Below are 24,052 nucleotides of genomic sequence, written 5' to 3'. Positions count from 1 at the left end.
TATAGAGGTTATATATATCGCAATGTTGAATTACTAAATTTAACATTGCCTTACATTATTACTAGGAGGATAACCATGAATGAAGCAGAATTTTACGCATATCACATCGTAACAAGGAAAAAAATGAATATCGGACAAATCATTCCTTTTAACAAAAATCAACACAATACTCTATATCACTTCTTTTTTGAAAGAGAACAATTAAATGCTTGTGGTGAAGATGGCATGAAAATTTTAAATAATCACTATAAAAATGACGAATTACATATAAATAATGAAAACGCTAAAGTAGTTATGAGTTATATCGATCAAACAATTAGAGCAGTTAGAGAAACAATTGTAGAAATGGTTAGACTACAAGAATTCCCTGAATACCCTTCCAGGTTATCTTGCTTATATGCTGCTAAAAGCTATGAGGATGCTTTGAAATGGAGAGCGCTATTTGATTCTTATAATCGAGAAGTTTTACAGATTGTTAAACTACGAGTGATCGGAAGTTCTTTTGAAGGTGACGGGAATCTTTTACCGAAAGAAGATGGAATTCCTTTTTCTCAAAAAATCGAACAAGCTAGAGAGTATTGGAAAGGAAATATTAGAAATGAGCTTCCTGAGCTACTGATTAATGGAGAAATTGAAGTGGTAGAAATTATTGATGACTTTTCCTCAATTCATATTTAATTTCTAACTAAATCATATAGGATGGAGATTACAATGAAGAAAAAAGTGTACTTCAATCATGATGGCGGTGTAGATGATTTAATTTCATTATTTTTATTACTTCAAATAGAAAACATTGAACTTACGGGGGTATCTGTTATCCCAGCAGACTGCTATTTAGAACCCGCAATGTCTGCCAGTCGTAAAATTATCGATCGCTTCGGCAATGGTAATATTGCAGTAGCCGCTTCAAACTCTCGCGGGCAAAACCCGTTTCCAAAAGACTGGCGGATGCATGCATTTTATGTAGATGCTTTACCAATTTTAAATGAGTCTGGAAAAGTTGTAACACCCATGGCGGCAAAACCTGCGCATCATCATTTAATAGAAACGCTTCTACAAACGGAAGAAAAAACAACTTTATTATTTACTGGGCCCCTAACTGACCTTGCTCGTGCATTATATGAAGCTCCCATAATCGAAGATCAAATTGAACGCCTTGTTTGGATGGGTGGTACATTTCTTAAAGCTGGCAATGTACATGAACCAGAGCATGATGGAACAGCTGAGTGGAATTCGTTTTGGGACCCTGAAGCAGTGGCTCGTGTATGGGATGCAAAAATTAAAATCGACTTAGTGACACTAGAAAGTACAAACCAAGTTCCGTTAACTATAAACATACGTGAACAATGGGCAAAAGAACGAAAGTATATTGGTATGGATTTCCTTGGTCAATGCTATGCAATGGTTCCCCCTCTCGTTCACTTCTCAACGAACTCTACCTACTATTTATGGGATGTACTAACTACCGCGCTTGTCGGAAACACTAACCTTGCAAAAACTGAAACAATTAATAGTATTGTTCATACATACGGACCAAGCCAAGGACGTACAGAGGAAACTGCTGATGGACGACCTGTAAATGTCGTTTACGATGTAAAACACGATGTTTTCTTTGAATATATTACTAAATTAGCTAAAAAAGCTGCTACTTGAAACCTCAATAACACGAAAAAAATTTATTAAGAATGATATACTTTAATTAATATAACATGAGGTGATAAGATGGATTATGAGTTACTAAAAGAACGAATAGAAATTATAACTTCTAGAATTAAATACATAGGTGGTGAAGTTCAAGAAGTTTGTATAGATGAACCATCTTCCCTTGAACAAATAATCCAAGTAGAAGAAAAACTGGATATTAAACTACCAAATAGCTTCAAAAAAGTACTTTTAGAGTTCTCAGGAAATTTTAGCTTACGCTGGTTTTTACCTGACGATGTAGAGCTACCAAATGAATTTACTGATATTTTTTGCGGAACACCCCACTGGAGTTTAGAAAGTCTTTCTAAATTCGAAAAAGAACGTAAAGACTTGGTTGACGAGTTTTTTTCAAATCTAGATGATGAATATGATGTAGTTTGGCACAACAAATTAGCATTTTGTGAAGTGGGAAATGGAGATTATTTAGCATTTGATATGAAAGATGATATAGATGCTCCAATAATTTACCTAAGCCACGACGATGGAGAAGGACATGGGTATAAGATTGCGAATAATTTCATTGAATTCATTGAGAATTGGTCAAGAGTAGCTTTTGTAGGATGCGAAGATTGGCAGTGGTTACCTTTCACTACCAGTTTTGAAAGTGGTATAAATCCAGATGATGAACCAGCCAAAAAATTTAGAAATTGCTTGGGACTTAATATTTAAAAGAGTATTGAATTAAATTTCAATACTCTTTTTGTGCAATTTAATTATATTTGATTAATGTAGTGTCTTACAGATTATTCATTTCATAACCATTGACAAAATACGTTATTGTTTCTAACTTATCTTCATTTAATTCTCTATCTAGTTCTTGTTTGTACGCTGCCTTTATCTTCTCTTCATCGCCCTTATGAGCTTCTGTATAAGTTCCTACTGCTTTTAACATGCGAATCTCTTGTAAAAACTCCTCTCGATTTATCGCTTCCCCATGAGAAAGAATATATGTCTCAGCATCAAATTTCTCTAATTCATCTATCAATTTAAACGTTCTTTTCGTCGTATAGTTCCACTTTGAAGAAAAAATATCTGCATATATACAATCTCCTACAAACAATATCTTTTCTTCTTTTATGTACATAACAACTGAATCATGCGCATGATCTCCGCCCACATGTTTTAACACGCATGTCACTTCACCAAGGTCTAATTCCATTTGATCCTGGAACGTTAAGGTTGGAGGAATAATGTTAATATTTCTCGCTTTTTCTTCAAACTCTTTCTTGATACAATCCGCACAAAATGCAATTTCAGTACCCTCTTTTACGCGTGCGTCCAACGCTTCATCTGTCCATTCATAAGATACTATTGCCTGCATTTCTTTTTTCGTTTCAGCGTGCGAAATAGTTAATGCATTCTGTAATACAGATAATCCAAAAATATGATCCCAATGCCAATGCGTTAATGCTACAAAATCAGGATTCGATATATTTTGTTCTTTTAACATTTCTAAAAATAATTGTGCATGTTCTTCTGAATTTCCTGCATCAATCATTAACGTTTTTTCTTGTCCAACGACCATTCCTAATATAGGCCTATCTGTTTCAGAAACAGGTGTCATATACCAAAATGAGTTTCCTATTTTTTTAATTTGTTGCATAACCAATTCCCCTTTTCATTTTCTCACTTAAAATTAATATATAAATTATAACGAATCACTACTTTTTTCTCTATAATCAAACACAATTACTTGGACTAATCTAACTTTCCTTTTCGTAAGCTAAAAATAAGGGAATAGAATCGGAGTGTGATACTATGGAACGTTTATGGATTCCAATGATTGTAACATTTTTTTCGTTCGGTGGATTACTATTAGGAGGTGCTGTTGGAGTAGCAACACGCCAACTTATTGAAGAAAAGATGCATCGTTTATACGCATTATGTGGTGGTATTTTACTTGGGCTTTTATCCCTTGAAATTATTCCTGAAACATTTTCAAGCTACGAAATGGTTGGGCCTATACTTGGTATAGCTATCGGTATTTTAGTTATGAGCTTATTAGATAACTATTGTCACCATCCAATGATACATAAAAAAGATCAACAAGCATGGCAAACCTTCCTTTTTCTCTCTTTCGCTATATTTATTCATAATATACCTAGTGGATTTGCGTTAGGTACAGCTTTTATAAATCATAATGACTCTGCCATTCCCTTTTTAATAGCAATCGTCGTTCACCATATTCCAGAAGGATTAGCTTTAATTATTCCATTTCTTTTTACAAAACATAAATATATTTCCTTTTTATTAACGACTTTATTACTTTCTCTTATTCTCGGTACTGGCACAGTTTTTGGCATTTTGATGGAAGGAAAAGCTCTTCACCTGCAAGGCCTCATTATGGGAAGTGCTATTGGTTCACTTGGATATGTCACAATTCATGAAATGCTTTGGAAAGCTAAGAAACAGCTCTCTTTCCTTACATTTCTAATGTGGGCAACTAGTGGTTTTTTACTAATAACAGTGTTCACTTTATTCGCTGGTCATCATTAAAGTTGCTAAAGTGAAACTTTTGTTCCTCCCACACTGATTCTTGGATTACAAATAACTAGATAAATTTCTTACTTGTATATTTTTCCTTTTTATTCAAAACATAATGTTATCTACCTATTATAAGGAGGAACAATTATGTTTGGGAAAACAGCAGGTGAAGCATTAGTTGATTTATTAATTGATTGGGGAGTAGAGCACATATACGGTATGCCTGGAGATTCCATTAATTCTATCATTGAAGCTTTAAGAAAAAAACAAGATAAAATTAAATTCATTCAAGTTCGCCATGAAGAAGCTGGTGCATTAGCAGCGGCTGCCTATGCGAAATTAACAGGAAAACTTGGCGTTTGTATGGCAATTGCAGGGCCTGGTGCTATTCATTTATTAAATGGTTTATATGATGCGAAACTCGATAAAGCCCCTGTTCTAGCAATTTCAGGTCAAGTAGAAACCGATTTACTTGGAACGGACTTTTTCCAAGAAGTAAATTTAGAAAGAATGTTTGATGATGTTGCGGTTTATAACCAGCGTATTATGTCAGCAGAGCAACTACCTGCCGTAGTGAATCAAGCAATTCGAATGGCTTATACGAAAAAAGGTGTATCCGTTCTTACTATTCCAGATGATGTCCCAAAATTCGAAGTGAAAAATGGTGCCCGTGTTACAAATACTTCTTTTACTTTGCCTGAGTTGTTTCCACAAAAAGAAGATTTAGATGCAGCGAAACTCGCAATAAATGAAGCGAAAAAGCCTGTGATTTTAGCTGGAAAAGGAACAAAACATGCGAGAGAATCTTTACTTGCATTGGCAGAACATATTGGTGCTCCAATCGTACTTACATTACCAGCTAAAGGAATTATTCCTGATGAACACCCTCTTTGTATTGGTGGATTAGGATTAATTGGAACGAAACCTTCTTATGAAGCAATGAAGCATGCAGATACTTTAATTATGGTCGGTACTTCTTATCCGTTCACCGGCTTCTTACCTGAAAAAGCAAAAACAATTCATATCGATACAGATCCTGCCCAAATCGGGAAACGTTATACGACAGATATTGGTTTAGCTGGTGATGCTGATAAAACATTACGATGGTTAATTGAAAATGTTGAAGAACACACAGACCATTCCTTCTTAGAACATCACCAAGAAATGATGAAAAAGTGGGAAGAAAAATTACACGATCAAGAAGAAGACTCTTCCATTCCAATTAAACCACAACGCGTTATGCATGCTCTGCAGCAAGTAGCACATGATGACGCAATTCTATCAGTCGATGTCGGAAATGTAACAGTATGGACCGCAAGACACTTCCGTATGACAAACCAGCAATTTGTCATTTCTAGCTGGCTCGCAACACTTGGCTGCGGTTTACCTGGTGCACTTGCTGGAAAAATTGCTTTCCCGGATAAACAAGTATTTGCAGTTTGTGGTGATGGTGGATTTGGAATGACGATGAATGACTTCGTAACAGCTGTAAAATATAAATTACCAATCGTTGTCGTCGTATTAAACAATAATAAAATTGCGATGATTAAATTTGAACAAGAAGTTATGGGTAATATCGAATTCGAAACAGACTTAACGAACCCAGATTTCGCAAAATATGCAGAGGCGTGTGGAGGTATTGGATACCGTGTTGAGAATTTAGATGAACTCCTTCCCGCTTTCGAAAATGCAGTAAAACAAAATAAACCGTGTATTATTGATGTAGTTGTAGATGCTAACGAAGCACCAATGCCAGCAAAAATCACATTTGGTCAAGCCGCTGGTTATACGAAGCATATGATAAAAGAATTATTTGAAGAAGGTAAGATTGATTTACCTCCACTTTAAACGAAAAAAGATAGCTGAAAATAATTTGTCTTCAGCTATCTTTCTTTATTTTTGTATCTCTCTATAAAAAGAAAAGTCATTCATAGTTGGTTGTACTTGTTTCTCTACTTGCAATTCTCTACTTTCCCGCTCTGGCCTTCTCACATTTCCTAGCTTAATCGCATCTTGCATGCTATTACTAATTAGATTTCCAGCTAAAATTGTCATACTATAAAAAGCAATCGGTATAAGTACAATCCATGTATGAGTAGTTAAATGACGGAAGTTTTGCCCAATTAGGCCGGTCCATTCTTTTGTCACACTATCTGCCTCTGTACCAAAGATAATTGTTCCACCAAAAAATAACTCTAACAAGCCAAGATGCAAGAGAAGTAATAAAGTACTCACAAATTGTTGAGCAACAAGTAAAAAAAATGATGGTAATACGTGTGGCCATACGTGATTTTTCACTCTATGCCATTTACTGCCCCCAAGCACAGTTGCTGCCATCATAAATTCTTCTCTTTTTATCCGACGGACTTCCTGCGCTGTATATAACATAATTGTTGGTACCGCTAAACATGTAAGGATAACCATTTGAAATATTACCCTTAAATGAAACGGTTCTGGTACTGTCCCATTTTCAAACACTAAAACTTCCTTTAACACAAAAAAAGAAATCATAACCATAGGTACAATGCTGAACGGATCAAAAAAAGATGCTATAACTGGAAAAGAACGTTTGCTATACATACCAAGAAGCAAACCAATACCTCCTCCAACTATAACTCGTAGAATCGCTATAATTACGCTCGCACCAACTGTCCATTTCGCTCCTTCTATTATTAGCTGGAAAAGATCGCGTCCTTTCTCATCACTACCGAACCAAAATTTATTCGACGGTGAAAACGGAGCAGCCTCTAGTTCTCCTTTTTCGTTATACATCATCGTAAGTTCACGGATATTCCCATCGAAAAATAAAGTATTTCCAATACTAACAATCATAAGTACGCTTAAAAAAGTAACACCAAACCAAAATCTCACATCTCTTTTTACAACTTGCCACATGCTAAACACGCTCCTTTATTACATTTTGTAAAAACGTATGTAATAAACGAAATAGTATAAAAAGCGGGACGTATAATATAATTAAACTTACTGTAAATATTTCTAATTTCGAATTTTCTTTTACAAAAACAAACATACCGTACGTATTAAATATCCATTCAATAATATATAAATTTGATAACATAAATAAAATATTTGTTTTTGCATAATAGATTGTTGTTAACAAAACATTTCTTGAAATGTGATTTGTTAAAATATGTCGTAAACTAAGCCCTTTACTTTTAGCAAATATACTATAATCTTTCTCTAATTCTTCTCTGAAACGTAATAGTAGTAGCTTAATAAATAATAGTGTTGTAGGCAAAGTTAGACATATTATTGGCAATAGGCGAGCCCTTTCCTCCCCAATCCCCGCCAGTTTCACTGGCATAAAGCCTGTCTTTTGAAAGATTATTACGACTAGAAGTTGCGATAATAAAATTATTAAAATATCTGGGATGCTTTCAAGTACGACAAAAATCCCATTCCACATTCGTTGCTTTGATTGAGACCGTTGTAATACCCACACAACGAGAACATACGCAATAAGTAATGACAGTAAAAATGCCGAAATAAATACAAACATTGTCTCTAAATAATGAATCCATATTTGCGGAAATAATTTCCTCGAATCTCGAAATCCATATGTAATTTCCCAAGGTTGGAGTAACTTTCCTCCAATAAACACAATCGTGTTCCAAAAACCAATTAAATCAATTTGCAATCCCTTAAATAATCGAGGGAGCGCACCTAAACAGATTATACATAGAATTGCAGCTAATAATTGTAAACAAGTAATCCCACACCACTTAGCAGTTCGCATCAACATACCTATTACCCCTTTATACAAGAAAGAATATTCAGAAAAATAATTCTCTTCAACCACACCTTGAATTCGCTTTTTCCCACTTGGTAAAATAGCTTGGTATAAACACGTAACAAAAAATAATCAACCAAATACGATAAATCCCAAAAGTAATTTTTTAAAATTTTCATTTTGGGATATACCTAATCCCTTCTTTAAACTCCGTTATTAACATCTTCAAATTAACTTCTTTCCATTTTGTTCTACCATTTGGTAAACGAACTTTTTCTGAAATGAAGATCGTTTGAATCAAAATACCACTCATAATAAAAGTGAGTGTATTTACTAAAATGCTCCCGTAAATTCCAAAAGTCCAGTACACTATCGTTGCAATTCCTACACCAAACAAAGCATACAAACCATTTTCCATTTGATTAATACCCGCTGCTGCACCATATTGGTCTGATTCAACTACTCCCTGTATCATCGATTGTTCTGATGGAGAGAAAAATTGTATACATGCATTTTCCAAAAATAAAAATATAAAGACAAGTAAAATCATCCCGTAATAAAGCGAAATTAGGATTCCAATATTACAGAGAGAACAACATATGTTACTTACCATGCAAATACGTTGTCTATCAAATCGATCCACTACTGTCCCTACTAATAGAAAAAAGATTAATGCAGGTAATGCAATCATAATTTGTGTCATCGTTGCGTAAACTGGTTGTTTTCCGTATTGATCTAACAAGTAAAACATTAAAGAAATTCCAGCAATCATAGAACCGAGTCGCTCTAAAATATTTGCTAGAAAAAACGTGCATACACTTTGTTGCGAAATAACTGTAGCATTTCTTTCATAATTCGTATCCTTGCTCTCGACAAAACAGTATTACTTTAGTCATTTTTTGGAAGTTACATTGTATTTTTCGACCATTATCCAATCTTTTCCTTCTTTATAAAAAACATAAAAAAGAGCCCCTACTTTCAACACAAGGACTCTTTTCATAAACTATTTAGCTACCTCTTCTTTCGGCATTACCATACCTTTATAAAGTTGAACAGTTATCCAGTAATATATGAAATAAATGACTAAGAAGATCCCTATCGGCACCCATACTTTTACAAACGGGTCAACTAATATAAAGCTGAATAAGTTAAGCCCTACTAATACGTGGGAAATGCCAATGATCGCTGGGAAGATAAATAAATATGAAATTTCTTTATATATACTTTTCGTTAACATACTGCGTCTCACACCGATTTTTCGTAACATTTCATAACGGCGTACGTCGCGAGAAGCACCTGTTAATATTTTGAACATAAGGGAACTTGCCATCATTGCTAAAAAGGCAATTCCGAGGAAAAATCCCATAAACATTGTTCCGCTCATGAAGCTGTTCATAAACTGATAAATTGTCATTTTCGTAAATAAGTCTACTTTTGCACCTGTTGCTTTTTCAATTTGTTCTTTTTGTCTCTTGTCTATTTCGATTAATAACGGTTTATATTTTTTCATATCATCTACTTTTGCTAATGTTACAGTGTGTTCTGTTCCTTGAATCCCTTTATAATGCTCCTCATCTGCAATTCTTACCGGTTTTCCGTTAAATTGATTATGTGTAATTTGTATTTCTCTTACAACTGCATCTTCCCAATCTTTTGGCATGGGAGGAAACTTATTCGCTGCTTCGGGAGCTTCCAAAGCAGAATAGACAGGTTCAGTTAACGGTTCAGCAACACGTTTACGAGCAGGCTCTTTTAAAGTCTTTGTATCAAAGTGATCGGAAACAAGTGGTGGTTTCGCAGTTAAGTCGTTACGTAAATAATAAACCGCTTCTCCATCTACTTTATATTTGTACTTGCTTTCTTCAACAATTTCCATTTCTTTTAAAGCTGCTTTATCTTGATCATTCGGATCATGAATTACGACATCATATACACGAGAAAAGTCTGTCATAATACCTACATTTTTTTGGAATGCCATACCTGCCGTCATCGCACCTGCGCCTAATGCAATTAACATTGCTACAGTACCTAATACTCTCGATAAACTATTTACTCGAAAGCGTAGCTGTGCATATGTAAAACTATTTAGACCAGTTTCATTTCGTTTTTTATTCCCCTTAATTTTCATCACAAAAAATGGGAGTAATGAACTAAAGATAAAATATGTTCCAAGTGTTGTAACGATGGTTGCTATAATAAAACCTAATTCAGCATATATTTTTACATTGATCATAAAATAGTACCCTGTAGTTACTAGTAATACACCAAGTACTGTCATTATTATAATGCGAGTTTTACTTTTCTTCACTTCATCTAGTGTTTCATCTTCACGAATTAACTCTAGTTCAGTTTTACGTAACAATCGGACACTGTTCATTACGCCAGTAATGAAAAATAGTATTAAGAAGAAAATAGCTGTGACTAAAATTGCTGGTGTGTATACAGATGCATAACTACCTTTTGCTGAAATTTCCATTCCATTCATTAAAAAGTTCCCTGCTACACTTGCAAGTAACATCCCTACTAAAATACCGATAATAATACTTACAATCCCCATACCGAATGTTTCAATAAATAATAACTGTGCTACTTTTTTCTTTTTCGCACCAAGCATCATGTACATACCGAGTTCTTTTCTTCTTAATGTGAGCAAGAAAGAGTTGGCATATATAATATAAAATACAGTAATGAAAGATAATAGTATCGCACCTACCCAGAATACAAGTCTGATACTACTAATAAGACTATTATCTTTCGTAAATTCACTATTCATCGCCATCGTTTGGAACATGTAGAAAATACTAATACTAATAACGAGACCAATAAGTAAAACCATATAATCTTTTAACATCTTTTTCATACTATGACGTGATAATTTAAATAACATAGTTTCACCCCCTACTTAGACTCAGCAGCTGAGCCCATATGAGCAAGCACACCTAAAATGTCTTGATAGAAATTCTCTCGAGTGTCTTGACGATTTAATTCTTTATAAAGAAGACCATCTTGAATAAATAAAATACGCTCACAATAACTTGCACTAAATGCATCGTGTGTAACCATTAAAATACTTACATTGTGATTTTCATGTAAATCTTGCATCGCTTCTAATAAACTTTTTGCGTTTTTACTATCAAGCGCTCCTGTTGGTTCATCTGCTAATACAATTGCTGGATTATGTACTAAAGCTCTTGCCGCCGCTGTTCTTTGCTTTTGTCCCCCAGAAACAGCCGTCGGATATTTTGTTAAAATTTCAGTGATTCCTAATTTCTTCGCAACGTCATTTACCTTTCCAGTAATCTCACTTGATGGTACGCCTTGCAAAGAAAGTGGTAAAGCTATATTTTCATAAATTGATAAGTTTTCTAGAAGATTAAAATCTTGAAAAATGAAACCTAATTTTTGAGAGCGAAAATCAGATAACGCATTGCCCTTCATAGAAGTAATATTTGTACCAGCTATCGTCACACTACCACCTGTCGCTTGATCCAATGTACTAATCACATTCAGTAAAGTTGTTTTTCCAGACCCAGAAGGTCCCATGATCCCGACAAATTCCCCTTCTTTAATACTTAATGACACACCCCTTAATGCTTTTGACTGATTCTCATTTCTTTTCCCATACGTTTTTTCTACACTTTCTACAGTAACTACATTTGTTGACATCTCTTTCACTCCATCCCTTTTGTATAAAATCAATTTCTCACATATTTCTTATCTTTTTGTCATGTAAATCCTTAATAATTTTTTAATTATTCATTCAATAAGAGTTACACCCGTAATATGAACCTATTTCCTACTTCATATTCTCATTTTTCTACAACTCGTTCCCTCGATTTCGCTTACATTTACCTTACATTTTTGTAAGATAAAAAAGAAAACACACTAATTTCTAATAGTGTGCTTTTTTACAATCAATATTTTCTATTCTTTATTTCTTCTTCAATAGTTGCCACAAATACATCTATCTCAACAACTTCTGACTTCTCTTCCGCATATTTACGTACATTTACAGCTCCGCTTTCCATTTCCTTATCCCCAATAACAAGAACATACGGTACTTTTTGCATTTGTGCTTCTCTTATTTTATATCCTAATTTTTCATCACGTGCATCCTGTTCAACACGAACTCCAGCTTGTGCTAATTTATGTGCAACCTCACTGCAATATTGTTCATGTACTGCATTTGAAACTGGAATTACTTTCACTTGAACTGGTGCCACCCATGCCGGGAACGCACCTCCAAAGTGCTCAATTAATATTGCTAAAAAGCGATCTAATGACCCTAAAACTGCCCTGTGAATAACAACTGGTCTTTTCTTATCATTATTTTCATCTATATAATTTAAATCAAATTTCTCTGGCATTTGGAAATCAAGCTGGATTGTTCCACACTGGTGACTTCTATTTAAAGCATCTTTAATATGAAAATCAATTTTCGGCCCGTAAAATGCACCGTCACCTTCATTTAGTCTATATTTATAATTTAGCGATTGTAATACATTTTCTAATGCTGCTTCTGCTTGCTCCCATAATTTATCATCACCCATTGAATCTTCTGGACGAGTAGAAAGCTCTACTTCATATTCGAATCCAAAAGTTTTATATACGTAATCAATTTGCGCCATTACGGATTTAATTTCATCTTCAATTTGTTTTGGAGTTACAAATAAATGTGCATCATCTTGGCAGAAAGTACGTACTCTTAATAATCCGTTTAACGCACCACTAAATTCATGACGATGCACTTGACCAAATTCACACATACGAATCGGTAATTCACGATAAGAATGCAATTTATTTTTAAACATAAGCATGTGCCCTGGGCAGTTCATCGGTTTTAATGCAAAACTTTTATTATCTACTTCAGAGAAATACATATTATCTTTATAATGTCCCCAGTGCCCTGATCTCTCCCATACTTCTTGGTTCATCATGAACGGAGTGCGTACTTCTTGATAATTGTACTCTTTTTGAATTCCTCTTAAAAATGCTTCCAATTCGTTTCGAATCATTTGTCCTTTTGGTAAATAAAACGGCATCCCTGGAGCCTCTTCAGAAAACATAAATAACTCAAGCTCATTGCCTAACTTACGATGATTTCTTTTTGCTGCTTCTTCAACGAAATGTAAATACTCTTCTAATTCTTTTTGAGAAGAGTATGCAACACCATATATACGCTGAAGCACTTGGTTATTACTATCACCTCGCCAATATGCACCGGAAACGTGAGTTAATTGAAATGCTTTCAAATAACCTGTAGATGGTAAATGTGGTCCTCTACATAAATCTACAAATTCACCTTGTTTATATAGTGTTACACTTTCCCCACTAGGAATCGCTTCTAAAAGTTCTAATTTCAAACTATCATCTATTTCTTGAAACAGTTTAGCTGCTTCTTCTCGAGAAACCTCAACTCGTTCTATCTTTATATTTTCATTTATAATCTTTTTCATTTCTTTTTCGATTTTTCGTAAATCTTCTACGTTTACACTACTTGGAAGATCCATATCATAATAAAATCCATTTTCAATAACAGGCCCTACTCCAAGATTTATATCACCATACAATCTTTTTACAGCTTGCGCTAAAATATGTGCCGCAGAGTGTCTTGCAATTTCTACACCTTCATTTGAATCTATAGTAATGATTTCTACTTCCGCATTTTCTTCAATATTCCCGCGTAAATCATATAACCCATCATTTACTTTCCCCGCGACTGCTTTCTTTTTCAAACTACTGCTAATGGATCCCGCAATTTCTTCTAAAGTAATTCCTTTTACAAATTTTTTCACGCTACCATCTGGAAATTTAATTTCAATCATTTGTTCTTTCATTTTTCATCTCTCCATTTCATAATAAAAAGCACACTCATCCCTAAAATAGGGACGAGCGTGCTTATACCCGTGGTTCCACCCAGATTCCCATTGTAAACAAACAATGGCTTCTTTTACGGTAACGTCGTTTATACGGCACTAGATACTTAATTTCCCCAGTGCAGCTCTAAGGTGGTAAGTTATTTTTCTGCGCTAGGAAGTTCTCAGCTTTCCTTCCTTCTCTGTATAACCGGGTAAAATAACTCGTGTCCTTTTCTTCGCTTATTATGAAATTGAATGCAAAAAAGCATATTCATCCCTAAATATAGGGACGAATATGCTTATATCCGTGGTTCCACCCAGATTCCCATCACAAAAAACATAATGGCTTCTTTTGCGATAACGTCGCATACACGGCACTAGATACTTAATTTCCCTAGTGCAGCTCTAAGGTGGTAAGTTATTTTTCTGCGTTAGGAAGTTCTCAGCTTTCCTTCCTTCTCTGTATAACCGGGTAAAATAACTCGTGTCCTTTTCTTTGCTTTTTGTAAAACATCCATTTATTGTTATTTAATATATCTTATTCATTTTATTTTTGCAAGTGTTTAAAAAAATTATTTATTTAATTTAAAAAAGTGAAACCAAATTTTTTTGGTTTCACTTCACAATTTTACCAATCTTGTGGTTCGTAATTTAAGTCTGCAAATAGACGTCTTTTCTCTTTCTTCGTTAAATCCCTCCACTGTCCAACTGGTAAATTATTCAATTCGATATTCATAATTCTCGTACGTTTTAACGTGTATACTTGATAACCTAAAGCTTCACACATACGGCGAATTTGGCGATTTAGCCCTTGTGTTAAAATAATTTGGAACTCATATTTTGATAACTGTGTGATCTCACAAGGAAGTGTTTTTGTACCTAGAATTTTAACACCCGCTGCCATTTTCTCTAAGAAATCAGGAGTAATTGGCTTATCTACTGAAACGATATATTCTTTCTCATGTTTGTTTTCAGCACGTAAAATTTCATTAACAATATCACCATCATTCGTTAACAAAATTAAACCGTCTGAGTCTTTATCAAGACGTCCAATGTGACTAATTCGTAAAGGATGATTCACTAAATCGATAATATTACCTTTTACAGCTTTTTCACTCGTACATGTAATACCTACTGGTTTATTTAAAGCGATATATACGTGATCTCGAGCAATTCGAAGCTGCTCTCCATTTACTCGTACATCATCACCTGGGTTCACTTGGTCACCAATTTTTGCAACCTTACCGTTAATAATTACTCTTCTCTCATTAATTAGTTTATCCGCTCCACGTCGAGACGCTTTTCCAGCTTCACTAATAAATTTATTGATACGCAAATTAGGCACATCCTTTTCTAAAAAAATTTCAAGCTCACACTGCTTCTACCGTACAATACAAAAGGGTAAGCCTCCTATTATAACTTAAATATATTAACATGAAAGGGTATATAACGTCTTCTATTAATTACTTGTTTATAAGAAAATATCTTTATTATACATTCATTTATGCACTTTTTCAGCGTTTAATATACAAGCCATTCTTCCTTACATACAGCTTGTTTTCCTTTTATCTTTTCTATGTCTTCATGAATATTAGCTAGTTTATATAAATCTGGGAAAATCTCTTCCACATAATGTTGGTGCGCTATTTCATCTTTCCAATACGTTAACACTATGTAACGATTTTCATTTTTTAAAGACTTCCCAACTACTCCACCTAGCATTCCTTTTGCTTTTTCCATTCCTTTATTCCAAATTATTTCTTGCTTATGTAAAAAATGCTTTTCCTTTTCCAACTTTACATCACATATAGCAACTCTTACGAATGCTCCCTCTATTACAACGTCTTTCAAATGCATATCAGTTATATCATACAACGTTTGAAATAATTCAATTTCACATGAAAGAAGCGTATCCTCTTGATTACTATTTAAATAAATTGTATCGTGAGCACCATTCATAAAGGATTGATATGTACTTCTATCTTCCCATAAAGTAAATACACATGCCTCATCTTCATTCCATCCACCAAATTGTCCATGAAAACCATCTAGGTGCTGTATATCACGCCATTTTTCTTGCGCACTGGAAAACAATTCTTTTTTCTCTTCTTCCACCTTACAGTAGATTGTTTTTAGTAACATTTTTAATTCCCCCTTATGATCCGATCCATTTCCCACTCGCCATACTTTCTATTTTTCCATATACACAAACGTTAATTTTTTTGTTATCAACTCCATTACTTACTCGAAATTTGATGCCCTCCGTAAATGTTGTAAGTTGATTACCGGAATACTTACCGGGTAAAAATACATCTAAAATATAAAAATTAAAATCTCTTGCTTTGCTTTCTTATCCTGCTTATAGTTTACATAACATAATTATATATTACTGATTGTCTATATCATTCAATAAAACATCCTATTTTTTATACTTGGTAAACTATCCACTCATTTTCATAAGAAATACTATTTTATTCTATACGCATAATAATTTTAATTCAAACAATTCAGAATTAAAAACCAAAAAAGATAGGAAGTAAACAATCCTACAATATCATCTACTCCCTATCTCTTTGATCATCAATTATTTTTCAAATATAGAATACGTAATTTCTCCTGGATAATGTAATACAGTTACCTTCCGCTCTCCTTTTTTAAAACTAACAGTATGCCCGTTTTCCCCTAAGTTCTCCCATCCACTTGCCTTTGTAATAGGCATTACACTTATATATTTATAATCCTCTTCCTTATCATCGTTAATATGAATTGCTGACATTGGTACTGGAAAACCTTTAATTTTAGATTCTTTATTCATAAATATGAATGCAATTAAACCGACTAATAACATAGCCATTGAAATATTTGAAACTAGTTTTCTTCTATTCATTTTCACTAAAAACCCTCTTTTCTCACATATTACTTTCATCATTTTACTAACTTTAATTATTTATGTATTGAAAAGATATAATTTAAATCATTTCTAACCAATTTTCTCTACTTTAAACAACATTATTGTTATATATTATAATTATAAGTTTTTAAATTTTGGAGGCGTTACATATTGCAGAAATTACTTTTGACTAAATGGACAGTTATTATTTCTATTTTCATCATTTTCGGTACGATTTTCTATGTTACTAATATTAAAAATAACAACGAAAAAGCAACTGTAGAAACAGCGGAGACAAAATCTTTCAAAACTAAATTACAACCTAAAATTAATGAATTGACTACTAATTATAATGAAATCATCAAAAAAGATTGGTTGCCTGTCTGGGAAGAGATTAACACGAATGGGGATTCAGTAGATCGAAATAAACTATTAGTTACAATGAATGCTGTTTCCAAGCAGTATGAAACAATTATGGACGAAATAGACACACTTAAAATTGAAGAAAACATAACAGATATAGATATACAAAAACAACTAATTCAATTCACAACCCAGTTTAAATCCGCATCAAACTTCATGAAAAATGCAGCAAATTTTATTATAGACGGAGCAAATAACTCTACTCCAACCAATGAAACTATTGAAAAAACAAAACATGCTTTAGGACTTGCAGATCAACATATTGTCATCGCTTTATCTACTTTAAATGAAGTTGAAGATAAATTAGGACTTGCAAAAAAATAAAACTATTTACTATTTTAAAATAAAAAATGATTGCAATTCACAATTTGTCTGTCTATAATGTTTTTATTGATTTACAATCAATGTGTTTATAAATTTTATAATTCGGATGAACCATTCAGGAGAAGGTCTATTGATCTACCGACGGGGCAAAAAGTTGTTATACCAACTTTGAAACTCTCAGGTCTTGGTTACAAGTAGAACTGCATGGGGACGAATCTCTGGAGAGACTCCCTCTCGCTTTCATAGGGCGCGGAGGAAAACGAGCACCGAAGGAGCAAATCCGCTACTTTAGCGGATAATCTCTCAGGTAAAAGGACAGAGACAAGCGAAAGAAAATGCCGATTTGTATCGGTTTATTTTTCTATCCCTTGTTTCTCCAGAGACCATTTCATTTACTTGAAGTGGTTTTTATTTTTTTCTAAAAAAGGAGAATACAGATGGAGACAGTAAGTAAAGTGTTAGAACAAATCAATCACTATGTGTGGGGACTACCAACGTTGTTGTTACTCGTTGGAACTGGTGTCATTCTCACAGTGCGTTTAAAAGGTTTACAGTTTAGTAAACTATTATACGCTCACAAACTAGCATTTAAAAAATCAGAAGATACCTCTTCTTCTGGAGATATTAGTCACTTCCAAGCACTTATGACAGCTATGGCCGCAACGATTGGTATGGGAAATATCGCTGGTGTTGCAACAGCTGTGACAATCGGTGGTCCCGGTGCAATCTTTTGGATGTGGATTACTGCTTTGTTCGGGATGGCAACAAAGTATGCCGAAGCAATTCTTGCGGTGAAATACCGTGTTAGTAATGAAAATGGCGAATATTCGGGTGGACCAATGTACTATTTAGAACGTGGTTTAGGAAAGAAATGGCTTGCTGTTTTATTCGCCATATTCGGTACAACTGCTTCTTTCGGTATCGGTAATATGGTGCAATCTAACTCAGTTGCAGAGGCAATGCGAATTAATTTCTCTTTCCCCCCTGCTCTAACTGGTATATTAATGTCGTTTTTAATCGCTATTGTTATTTTAGGCGGAGTTAAAAAAATCGGGAAAGTGACAGGATATATCGTTCCTATTAAAGCTTTCTTTTATATCATTGCTGGCCTTATTATTATTTTCTATCACTACGATCAAATTCCAGAAGCATTTTCACTTATTTTTTCTGGTGCATTTACTGGTACTGCAGCTGCTGGTGGTTTTATCGGAGCAACAGTTGCATCAGCTATTCAAATCGGAATGGCGCGCGGTGTATTTGCGAACGAGGCTGGTTTAGGGAGTGCCCCTATTGCCGCGGCGGCTGCAAAAACAGATTCACCTGCAAAGCAAGCATTAGTTTCTATGACCGGTACTTTTCTAGATACGTTTATTGTATGTACAATTACAGGACTTGTATTAATTACAACAGGTGCATGGAAATCAGGTAAAACTGGCGTTGAAGCTACAACACTTGCATTCCAATCTGTATTCGGTACTGCTGGTAGTATGATTCTCGGTATCGCAATTATTTTATTTGCCTACTCTACTATTTTAGGCTGGTCGTATTATGGAGAAAAATGTGTAGCTTATTTATTCGGAGAAAGTGCTGTTAAATATTATAAAGCAATCTTTATCATCATGATTGCTATTGGTGCGAATTTAAAATTAGGCATCGTATGGACATTTGCGGATATTGCAAATGGACTTATGGCAATTCCAAACTTAATTGGTCTAATTGGATTAAGTAGTATTGTTGTCGCTGAAACGAATCGCTTTTTACAAGCAGAGAAATTAAAAGAAAATCATAAAAAACAGGCAAGTTAATCAATAATAAAGGAATGACTCATACATAATGAGCATTCCTTTTTTCATCCCCTCTTTTACTTAATTACTATCATTAAAAATATATTTATATCAATGTTTACTCCTTTTTATTCCTCCAAAAGTTTTTCACATAAATGTCATAAATCGTATGGTCTAACTATATAGTTGAAAAGGAATGCGACATTAAAGAGTCGCTGAAAAACTCATCCAAGAAAAGGGAGGAAAAATCTTTTGAAAAACAAAATCATTGTTTTCCTATCTGTTTTATCGTTTATTATTGGTGGTTTCTTCTTTAACACAAATACTTCAAGCGCTGAAACATCATCTACTGATTACGTTCCTAACCAATTAATCGTTAAGTTCAAGCAAAATGCATCTTTAAGTAATGTGCAATCTTTTCATAAATCTGTCGGAGCTAATGTCTTATCTAAAGATGATAAGTTAGGTTTTGAAGTCGTTCAATTTTCAAAAGGTACTGTAAAAGAAAAAATAAAGAGTTATAAAAATAATCCAGATGTAGAATATGCAGAACCGAATTATTACGTTCACGCCTTTTGGACTCCAAACGACCCATATTTTAAAAATCAATATGGACTGCAAAAAATTCAAGCTCCACAAGCTTGGGATAGCCAACGAAGTGATCCTGGTGTAAAAGTAGCTATTATTGATACAGGAGTTCAAGGCTCACACCCTGATTTGGCTTCGAAAGTTATTTACGGGCATGATTATGTTGATAACGACAATACATCTGATGATGGTAATGGTCATGGTACACATTGTGCTGGAATTACTGGAGCACTTACAAATAACAGTGTCGGAATTGCTGGTGTTGCCCCACAAACTTCAATTTATGCCGTCCGCGTATTAGATAATCAAGGAAGTGGTACTCTTGATGCTGTAGCGCAAGGTATTCGAGAAGCTGCTGATTCGGGTGCAAAAGTAATTAGTTTGAGTTTAGGAGCTTCAAATGGTGGTACTGCATTACAACAAGCCGTTCAATATGCATGGAATAAAGGCTCTGTTATAGTTGCAGCTGCTGGAAATGCTGGAAATACAAAAGCTAATTACCCTGCTTATTACAGCGAAGTGATTGCAGTTGCTTCTACAGATCAATCAGATAAGAAATCTTCATTTTCTACTTATGGTAGCTGGGTAGATGTTGCAGCACCAGGTTCAAATATATACTCCACTTATAAAGGAAGCTCGTATCAATCATTAAGTGGTACTTCTATGGCAACACCTCATGTTGCAGGAGTCGCTGCTCTTTTAGCAAATCAAGGATATAGCAATACACAAATTCGCCAAATTATTGAGTCAACTTCTGATAAAATTAGCGGTACAGGTACGTACTGGAAAAATGGTAGAGTCAATGCATATAAGGCTGTACAATACGCTAAGCAATTACAAGAAAATAAAGCTTCTTAAGAAATAAAGTAAAACTTTAATTAGTCGATCTACCATGAATGCGGAATAAAGTGAAACTTTAATCAGTGGGGGTTTTACGGACAGTTCATCCCCCACCTAACTTCTTTGCTTCCGCTGAATTTTGAGGTGGGGGTCTTACTTCCCGGCAAATAGCGGGGTAAAATAGAAGGAGAGACTTCTATAATTAAAGCCTCTCCTTCTTACAAACTATATTACTCTCCCTGCTTTTTAACCATATGTAAATACAGTACAAAATCCATCATTGTCGACGAATGACCAAGTTGACGAATCATCGCTGTTATATTTCCTCTATGATATGTACCATGATTTACGACATGTTGTACTAACTCTAAAATTGAAGTTTCTAATGCCCCTGCATATGGGTTCTCAATAGCAAATACAACATTCACGTCTTGTATTGTAATTAAAAAGTCTTTATATTGATTGGCCATGTTTTCAAACATTTTTTCTAATTCATGTAACGATTTAGTTTCAATTTGTTTTCGTAAATCTTCTCGGTCTTGTATTGCTTCATTCATACTTTTACCATGCAATATGCGTAACCACACTTGATCTGTAATATAAATATGCACAAAAGTATCCTTAATGGATGGGAATACACTCTGTATCTGCTCATTAAAAATTGTCTCATAGTTTGGTAACTCTTTTAATCGATTGAATAATCTAGTATTAGCCCAAGCATGGTAATCACACTGTTTTAATATATAATCTTTCAATTTATATTACCTCCTTATTGTATGAAACGAATGGTTTGTTTCTTCATTTCCGATTCTCTATCAGCCTTTGCAATCCCTTTTCCTTTCATTTCATGTTTATTTATCGTTTTATATTTTACATACGTATGAAATTCCGTTTGAAATGGAAATGGTGTAATCCGAATTGTTTCCTCGTCCACCCATTCAGCTTGAATAAGTTTCTCCTCCTTACTATTAAACATTTCTGTTCCTTCAAAACCATCTTTAAATAAATCAATTTCATCTTTCTTTTTTACACCAGGCTTATTCATACATACGTATAAAGAAAGTTCATCACAAAACTTTAATAATCTATAATGTTTATCAAACATCGCAAACTGTTCCTTTGTTAACGTTTTCAAAATTCTTTTTTGTCGTTCTAATTCATGTTTATAAAATGACATCATCTCTTCATCTTCCTCGTTTAGTGGAAATGATAAAAAATGTTTACTGCAAAGCAATGCCCCGTATGGATTAGAATTTTCAATTTCATTCAAACCAATCGTATAAAAAACAAAACGTAATGGGCTTGGACAATCCATAAATGTATATGGAATATTTTTAGCATCATTCAAAATTGGTACTTTATCAAGCTCTATCCATCCTCTGTCATGCTCATATATTGCATCAACTGTTTCTTTTAAATATGTTTTACCTTCAAATAAGTCCTCTTTTATATGCTTTGCAATCTCTCCAGCTAAAAAACCATGATCATGTTGACGAATTAATATACTTTCCTTCTCATTTTTTTCACGAAAAATCATTCGTATACTCCCCCTCATCCTCATACTTAAGCTTTTTATATGCATCGATTCTTAATTAATCCCTAAATAATAGAAGGGATTCAGTCTCTTGCAACGAAATTAACATAATTATATAGTATTCTTTCTAATCATAGTGATAGCTTTATCTTTACTATCTATTATACTAAAACATTCATTCCAAAAATTTTTTTATGAGGTGAAAACATGAACAAAACAGAATTAATTAAAAACGTAGCACAATCAGCTGATATTTCTCAAAAGGACGCTTCTGCAGCTGTACAATCCGTATTTGACACAATTGCTAATGCATTACAATCTGGCGATAAAGTTCAATTAATCGGATTTGGAACTTTTGAAGTACGCGAAAGATCTGCTCGTACAGGACGTAATCCGCAAACTGGCGAAGAAATTCAAATCGCAGCTGGTAAAGTTCCTGCATTTAAAGCAGGTAAAGAATTAAAAGAAGCTGTTAAATAAACAAGAAACCAGCCATTTTATAGGCTGGTTTCTTGTTTTTATTTAAGCAATTGCTTTATATTCTCTGCATGGTACACTTCACAAATATAAAATACACATTTGCAGTTACTTACAATTTGATACTTTCTAGTTGGATACACATTCGCTGTAACAGAACATCCATCAAACAATTCGATAATATTTCCAGATGGCTGATATCCTTCATATAATACGTTTCTTCTTACTTCCATCTTTTCTATAAGGTTTTCAACAGGAATATTTCCACTCTCTAATTCACTCTTTATTGCGTCCGGTAAAAACGAAGTGTCTGCAAAAATTAGATTTTCAGATAAAACCTTACCTTTATAACTAACATTAGATACACGGTAAAGAAATGTTCCATCTTTATCAAAGAAATTCTTTGCTTCTTTCGGAATGTACTGTCTACCAAGTGCCTCTTGTTCAAGAACATCAAACTGAACTGTATCATTTAAAAGCTTTTCTAAAGCGTGAATGGATGATGTATCTCCAGAAAATAAAATATTTTTAATTGCTTGTATATTATAAGTGAATTCATTCTTTCTATTTTCCGCCACTAACATGAGGAACACCTCTTCTATAATTTTTTTATTTAAGATTTAAAAGTGCTACCGCGTCTAATTGCGTAATTTCAGTCACTTCCTTACTGAATATTGCAACAGAAGCCATATAATCTAAACTAGGCCTTACATCTTCCATCATTGTATTATCTGCCAACTCTTGCTTATCCTTAAAAACTAACAATCTTGGAGGATTATTTGGAGCTGATACTGTAATATGTACTGGTGGAATCAATAGTCCTTCGCCTGTCGCTTTCAGCACCGCTTCTTTTCGAGTCCAATATGTTAAAAAACCTTCTATTTTCTGTTCATTTGGTAGTTTCATAACTTGCGCTATTTCAATGTCTGTTAATACACCTTCTGCCATTTTCATAACATCTACATTTGGATTCATTTGTTCTACATCTATGCCAACAGGTGCAGATTTTGTAAATGCAACGACAACCCACTCACCTGAATGCGAAACAGATAATTGCGGCATACCTTCTGGTAATTGTGGTCTACCATGTTGCAATTTACATACTGAACACATTCGATCAATTGGTACTTGGACTGGTGACATAGAAAGTATCTTGCCGAGAACTAATCTACTAATTACGCAACCTATTATAAAACGAGCTCGATCTGCCGAATGATGATACGAATTTGCTTTCTCTCGCTCTATATTATTTAGTAAATTGTAATGCCATGATTGTAAATCCGAAATTCTTGCCCACCATATTTGACAATCATTCTCATTCAAAGTTGGAATAGAATCTACAACTTTACTTTCTATCATGTAAACTCTCCTTTATGCAACGAATATCAATTTTCA

The 24,052-nt window shown here is 34.0% G+C and carries 22 protein-coding genes, 1 pseudogene, 1 riboswitch and 2 other annotated features; of the genes and pseudogenes, 9 read left to right on the top strand and 14 right to left on the bottom strand.

Going from position 1 to position 24,052, the window contains the following annotated elements; translation table 11 throughout:
* The first annotated feature begins 75 nt into the window (after window positions 1-75).
* The 3 genes from MHI26_RS11850 (at window position 76) to MHI26_RS11840 (ending at window position 2,373) form a co-directional block, all read left to right on the top strand.
* On the top strand, window positions 76-678 hold the full coding sequence (locus MHI26_RS11850; protein ID WP_001001052.1) for a DUF2441 domain-containing protein: 603 nt from the start codon (window positions 76-78) through the stop codon (window positions 676-678).
* A 21-nt stretch (window positions 679-699) separates the two neighbouring features.
* Window positions 700-1,653, top strand: coding sequence for a nucleoside hydrolase (locus tag MHI26_RS11845; protein ID WP_061667011.1), 954 nt, complete (start codon window positions 700-702; stop codon window positions 1,651-1,653).
* A gap of 69 nt (window positions 1,654-1,722) precedes the next feature.
* Window positions 1,723-2,373: an SMI1/KNR4 family protein gene (locus MHI26_RS11840; RefSeq protein WP_006918611.1), complete on the top strand. Its 651-nt coding sequence runs from the start codon at window positions 1,723-1,725 to the stop codon at window positions 2,371-2,373.
* Window positions 2,374-2,440: 67 nt separating this feature from the next.
* Here MHI26_RS11840 and MHI26_RS11835 read toward each other — a convergent pair whose 3' ends face one another.
* A complete protein-coding gene (locus MHI26_RS11835) occupies window positions 2,441-3,307 on the bottom strand; it encodes an MBL fold metallo-hydrolase (protein ID WP_016109934.1) in 867 nt (288 codons plus the stop codon).
* Between the two features lie 155 nt (window positions 3,308-3,462).
* Here MHI26_RS11835 and MHI26_RS11830 point away from each other — a divergent pair, with 155 nt between their 5' ends.
* Both MHI26_RS11830 and MHI26_RS11825 read left to right on the top strand, forming a co-directional pair.
* Window positions 3,463-4,200, top strand: coding sequence for a ZIP family metal transporter (locus MHI26_RS11830; RefSeq protein ID WP_000440632.1), 738 nt, complete (start codon window positions 3,463-3,465; stop codon window positions 4,198-4,200).
* A gap of 135 nt (window positions 4,201-4,335) precedes the next feature.
* Window positions 4,336-6,036 carry a pyruvate oxidase gene (locus MHI26_RS11825; RefSeq protein WP_061667010.1) on the top strand — a complete coding sequence of 567 codons (1,701 nt, stop codon included), beginning with the start codon at window positions 4,336-4,338 and terminating at the stop codon, window positions 6,034-6,036.
* Window positions 6,037-6,081: 45 nt separating this feature from the next.
* On the opposite strand, the gene MHI26_RS11820 is transcribed toward MHI26_RS11825, so the two are convergent.
* From MHI26_RS11820 to MHI26_RS11780, 9 genes and pseudogenes are all read right to left on the bottom strand, one after another.
* Window positions 6,082-7,083 carry an ABC transporter permease subunit gene (locus tag MHI26_RS11820; RefSeq protein ID WP_061667009.1) on the bottom strand — a complete coding sequence of 334 codons (1,002 nt, stop codon included), beginning with the start codon at window positions 7,081-7,083 and terminating at the stop codon, window positions 6,082-6,084.
* 1 nt (window position 7,084) lies between these two features.
* The gene (locus tag MHI26_RS11815; RefSeq protein WP_061667008.1) at window positions 7,085-7,951 is read right to left on the bottom strand and encodes an ABC transporter permease subunit; all 867 of its coding nucleotides are present in this window, start codon (window positions 7,949-7,951) and stop codon (window positions 7,085-7,087) included.
* 123 nt (window positions 7,952-8,074) lie between these two features.
* Window positions 8,075-8,791: pseudogene (locus MHI26_RS11810) on the bottom strand (MFS transporter); the annotation flags it as partial.
* Window positions 8,792-8,942: 151 nt separating this feature from the next.
* Window positions 8,943-10,826, bottom strand: a complete 1,884-nt coding sequence (locus tag MHI26_RS11805) for an FtsX-like permease family protein (RefSeq protein WP_061667007.1) — start codon at window positions 10,824-10,826, stop codon at window positions 8,943-8,945.
* 11 nt (window positions 10,827-10,837) lie between these two features.
* Entirely contained in the window at window positions 10,838-11,605 is a 768-nt protein-coding gene (locus MHI26_RS11800; RefSeq protein ID WP_061667006.1) for an ABC transporter ATP-binding protein, read from the bottom strand.
* A gap of 248 nt (window positions 11,606-11,853) precedes the next feature.
* Window positions 11,854-13,776 carry a threonine--tRNA ligase gene (gene thrS / locus MHI26_RS11795; RefSeq protein WP_061667005.1) on the bottom strand — a complete coding sequence of 641 codons (1,923 nt, stop codon included), beginning with the start codon at window positions 13,774-13,776 and terminating at the stop codon, window positions 11,854-11,856.
* A 44-nt stretch (window positions 13,777-13,820) separates the two neighbouring features.
* Window positions 13,821-14,043 (bottom strand) — a binding site (T-box leader).
* A 36-nt stretch (window positions 14,044-14,079) separates the two neighbouring features.
* Window positions 14,080-14,303: a binding site (T-box leader), on the bottom strand.
* 122 nt (window positions 14,304-14,425) lie between these two features.
* Window positions 14,426-15,133 carry a 23S rRNA pseudouridine(2604) synthase RluF gene (gene rluF, locus MHI26_RS11790; RefSeq protein WP_001222160.1) on the bottom strand — a complete coding sequence of 236 codons (708 nt, stop codon included), beginning with the start codon at window positions 15,131-15,133 and terminating at the stop codon, window positions 14,426-14,428.
* Between the two features lie 185 nt (window positions 15,134-15,318).
* Window positions 15,319-15,939 carry a YdbC family protein gene (locus MHI26_RS11785; protein ID WP_061667004.1) on the bottom strand — a complete coding sequence of 207 codons (621 nt, stop codon included), beginning with the start codon at window positions 15,937-15,939 and terminating at the stop codon, window positions 15,319-15,321.
* 442 nt (window positions 15,940-16,381) lie between these two features.
* Window positions 16,382-16,726 (bottom strand): hypothetical protein, encoded by a 345-nt coding sequence (locus tag MHI26_RS11780; protein ID WP_003306988.1) that lies wholly within the window; start codon window positions 16,724-16,726, stop codon window positions 16,382-16,384.
* Window positions 16,727-16,858: 132 nt separating this feature from the next.
* On the opposite strand from MHI26_RS11780, the gene MHI26_RS11775 reads away from it, so the two are divergent.
* The 3 genes from MHI26_RS11775 to MHI26_RS11765 all read left to right on the top strand — a co-directional run bounded on the left by MHI26_RS11775 (window position 16,859) and on the right by MHI26_RS11765 (window position 20,664).
* Window positions 16,859-17,434, top strand: coding sequence for a hypothetical protein (locus MHI26_RS11775; RefSeq protein ID WP_061667003.1), 576 nt, complete (start codon window positions 16,859-16,861; stop codon window positions 17,432-17,434).
* Window positions 17,435-17,642: 208 nt separating this feature from the next.
* A riboswitch (glycine riboswitch) is annotated at window positions 17,643-17,763 on the top strand.
* A 108-nt stretch (window positions 17,764-17,871) separates the two neighbouring features.
* Window positions 17,872-19,239, top strand: coding sequence for an alanine/glycine:cation symporter family protein (locus MHI26_RS11770; protein WP_061667002.1), 1,368 nt, complete (start codon window positions 17,872-17,874; stop codon window positions 19,237-19,239).
* Window positions 19,240-19,470: 231 nt separating this feature from the next.
* Entirely contained in the window at window positions 19,471-20,664 is a 1,194-nt protein-coding gene (locus MHI26_RS11765) for a S8 family peptidase (protein ID WP_000790933.1), read from the top strand.
* 212 nt (window positions 20,665-20,876) lie between these two features.
* Here MHI26_RS11765 and MHI26_RS11760 read toward each other — a convergent pair whose 3' ends face one another.
* Window positions 20,877-21,401, bottom strand: a complete 525-nt coding sequence (locus MHI26_RS11760) for a DinB family protein (protein ID WP_061667001.1) — start codon at window positions 21,399-21,401, stop codon at window positions 20,877-20,879.
* Window positions 21,402-21,415: 14 nt separating this feature from the next.
* Entirely contained in the window at window positions 21,416-22,183 is a 768-nt protein-coding gene (locus tag MHI26_RS11755; RefSeq protein ID WP_000577300.1) for a DUF3891 family protein, read from the bottom strand.
* Between the two features lie 204 nt (window positions 22,184-22,387).
* On the opposite strand from MHI26_RS11755, the gene MHI26_RS11750 reads away from it, so the two are divergent.
* Window positions 22,388-22,660: an HU family DNA-binding protein gene (locus MHI26_RS11750; RefSeq protein WP_001043905.1), complete on the top strand. Its 273-nt coding sequence runs from the start codon at window positions 22,388-22,390 to the stop codon at window positions 22,658-22,660.
* Window positions 22,661-22,698: 38 nt separating this feature from the next.
* Here MHI26_RS11750 and MHI26_RS11745 read toward each other — a convergent pair whose 3' ends face one another.
* On the bottom strand, window positions 22,699-23,241 hold the full coding sequence (locus tag MHI26_RS11745; RefSeq protein WP_000959121.1) for a hypothetical protein: 543 nt from the start codon (window positions 23,239-23,241) through the stop codon (window positions 22,699-22,701).
* 25 nt (window positions 23,242-23,266) lie between these two features.
* Window positions 23,267-24,016 carry a 4'-phosphopantetheinyl transferase Sfp gene (gene sfp, locus MHI26_RS11740; RefSeq protein WP_000573013.1) on the bottom strand — a complete coding sequence of 250 codons (750 nt, stop codon included), beginning with the start codon at window positions 24,014-24,016 and terminating at the stop codon, window positions 23,267-23,269.
* Window positions 24,017-24,052: the final 36 nt, after the last annotated feature.

Source organism: Bacillus sp. FSL K6-1218, assembly GCF_038006445.1.
In the GTDB taxonomy this organism is placed as follows: domain Bacteria; phylum Bacillota; class Bacilli; order Bacillales; family Bacillaceae_G; genus Bacillus_A; species Bacillus_A thuringiensis_S.
Note: the sequence above shows the minus strand (reverse complement) of the source record. Positions and strands in the feature narration are given on the sequence as shown.

What these genes read in the sequence shown, in the direction of transcription:
- MHI26_RS11850 (WP_001001052.1), top strand. Translation starts at nt 76, where the DNA reads ATGAATGAAGCAGAATTTTACGCATATCACATCGTAACAAGGAAAAAA.
- MHI26_RS11845 (WP_061667011.1), top strand. Translation starts at nt 700, where the DNA reads ATGGAGATTACAATGAAGAAAAAAGTGTACTTCAATCATGATGGCGGT.
- MHI26_RS11840 (WP_006918611.1), top strand. Translation starts at nt 1,723, where the DNA reads ATGGATTATGAGTTACTAAAAGAACGAATAGAAATTATAACTTCTAGA.
- MHI26_RS11835 (WP_016109934.1), bottom strand. Translation starts at nt 3,307, where the DNA reads ATGCAACAAATTAAAAAAATAGGAAACTCATTTTGGTATATGACACCT.
- MHI26_RS11830 (WP_000440632.1), top strand. Translation starts at nt 3,463, where the DNA reads ATGGAACGTTTATGGATTCCAATGATTGTAACATTTTTTTCGTTCGGT.
- MHI26_RS11825 (WP_061667010.1), top strand. Translation starts at nt 4,336, where the DNA reads ATGTTTGGGAAAACAGCAGGTGAAGCATTAGTTGATTTATTAATTGAT.
- MHI26_RS11820 (WP_061667009.1), bottom strand. Translation starts at nt 7,083, where the DNA reads ATGTGGCAAGTTGTAAAAAGAGATGTGAGATTTTGGTTTGGTGTTACT.
- MHI26_RS11815 (WP_061667008.1), bottom strand. Translation starts at nt 7,951, where the DNA reads ATGTTGATGCGAACTGCTAAGTGGTGTGGGATTACTTGTTTACAATTA.
- MHI26_RS11805 (WP_061667007.1), bottom strand. Translation starts at nt 10,826, where the DNA reads ATGTTATTTAAATTATCACGTCATAGTATGAAAAAGATGTTAAAAGAT.
- MHI26_RS11800 (WP_061667006.1), bottom strand. Translation starts at nt 11,605, where the DNA reads ATGTCAACAAATGTAGTTACTGTAGAAAGTGTAGAAAAAACGTATGGG.
- thrS (WP_061667005.1), bottom strand. Translation starts at nt 13,776, where the DNA reads ATGAAAGAACAAATGATTGAAATTAAATTTCCAGATGGTAGCGTGAAA.
- MHI26_RS11785 (WP_061667004.1), bottom strand. Translation starts at nt 15,939, where the DNA reads ATGTTACTAAAAACAATCTACTGTAAGGTGGAAGAAGAGAAAAAAGAA.
- MHI26_RS11780 (WP_003306988.1), bottom strand. Translation starts at nt 16,726, where the DNA reads ATGATGAAAGTAATATGTGAGAAAAGAGGGTTTTTAGTGAAAATGAAT.
- MHI26_RS11770 (WP_061667002.1), top strand. Translation starts at nt 17,872, where the DNA reads ATGGAGACAGTAAGTAAAGTGTTAGAACAAATCAATCACTATGTGTGG.
- MHI26_RS11755 (WP_000577300.1), bottom strand. Translation starts at nt 22,183, where the DNA reads ATGATTTTTCGTGAAAAAAATGAGAAGGAAAGTATATTAATTCGTCAA.
- MHI26_RS11750 (WP_001043905.1), top strand. Translation starts at nt 22,388, where the DNA reads ATGAACAAAACAGAATTAATTAAAAACGTAGCACAATCAGCTGATATT.
- MHI26_RS11745 (WP_000959121.1), bottom strand. Translation starts at nt 23,241, where the DNA reads ATGTTAGTGGCGGAAAATAGAAAGAATGAATTCACTTATAATATACAA.
- sfp (WP_000573013.1), bottom strand. Translation starts at nt 24,016, where the DNA reads ATGATAGAAAGTAAAGTTGTAGATTCTATTCCAACTTTGAATGAGAAT.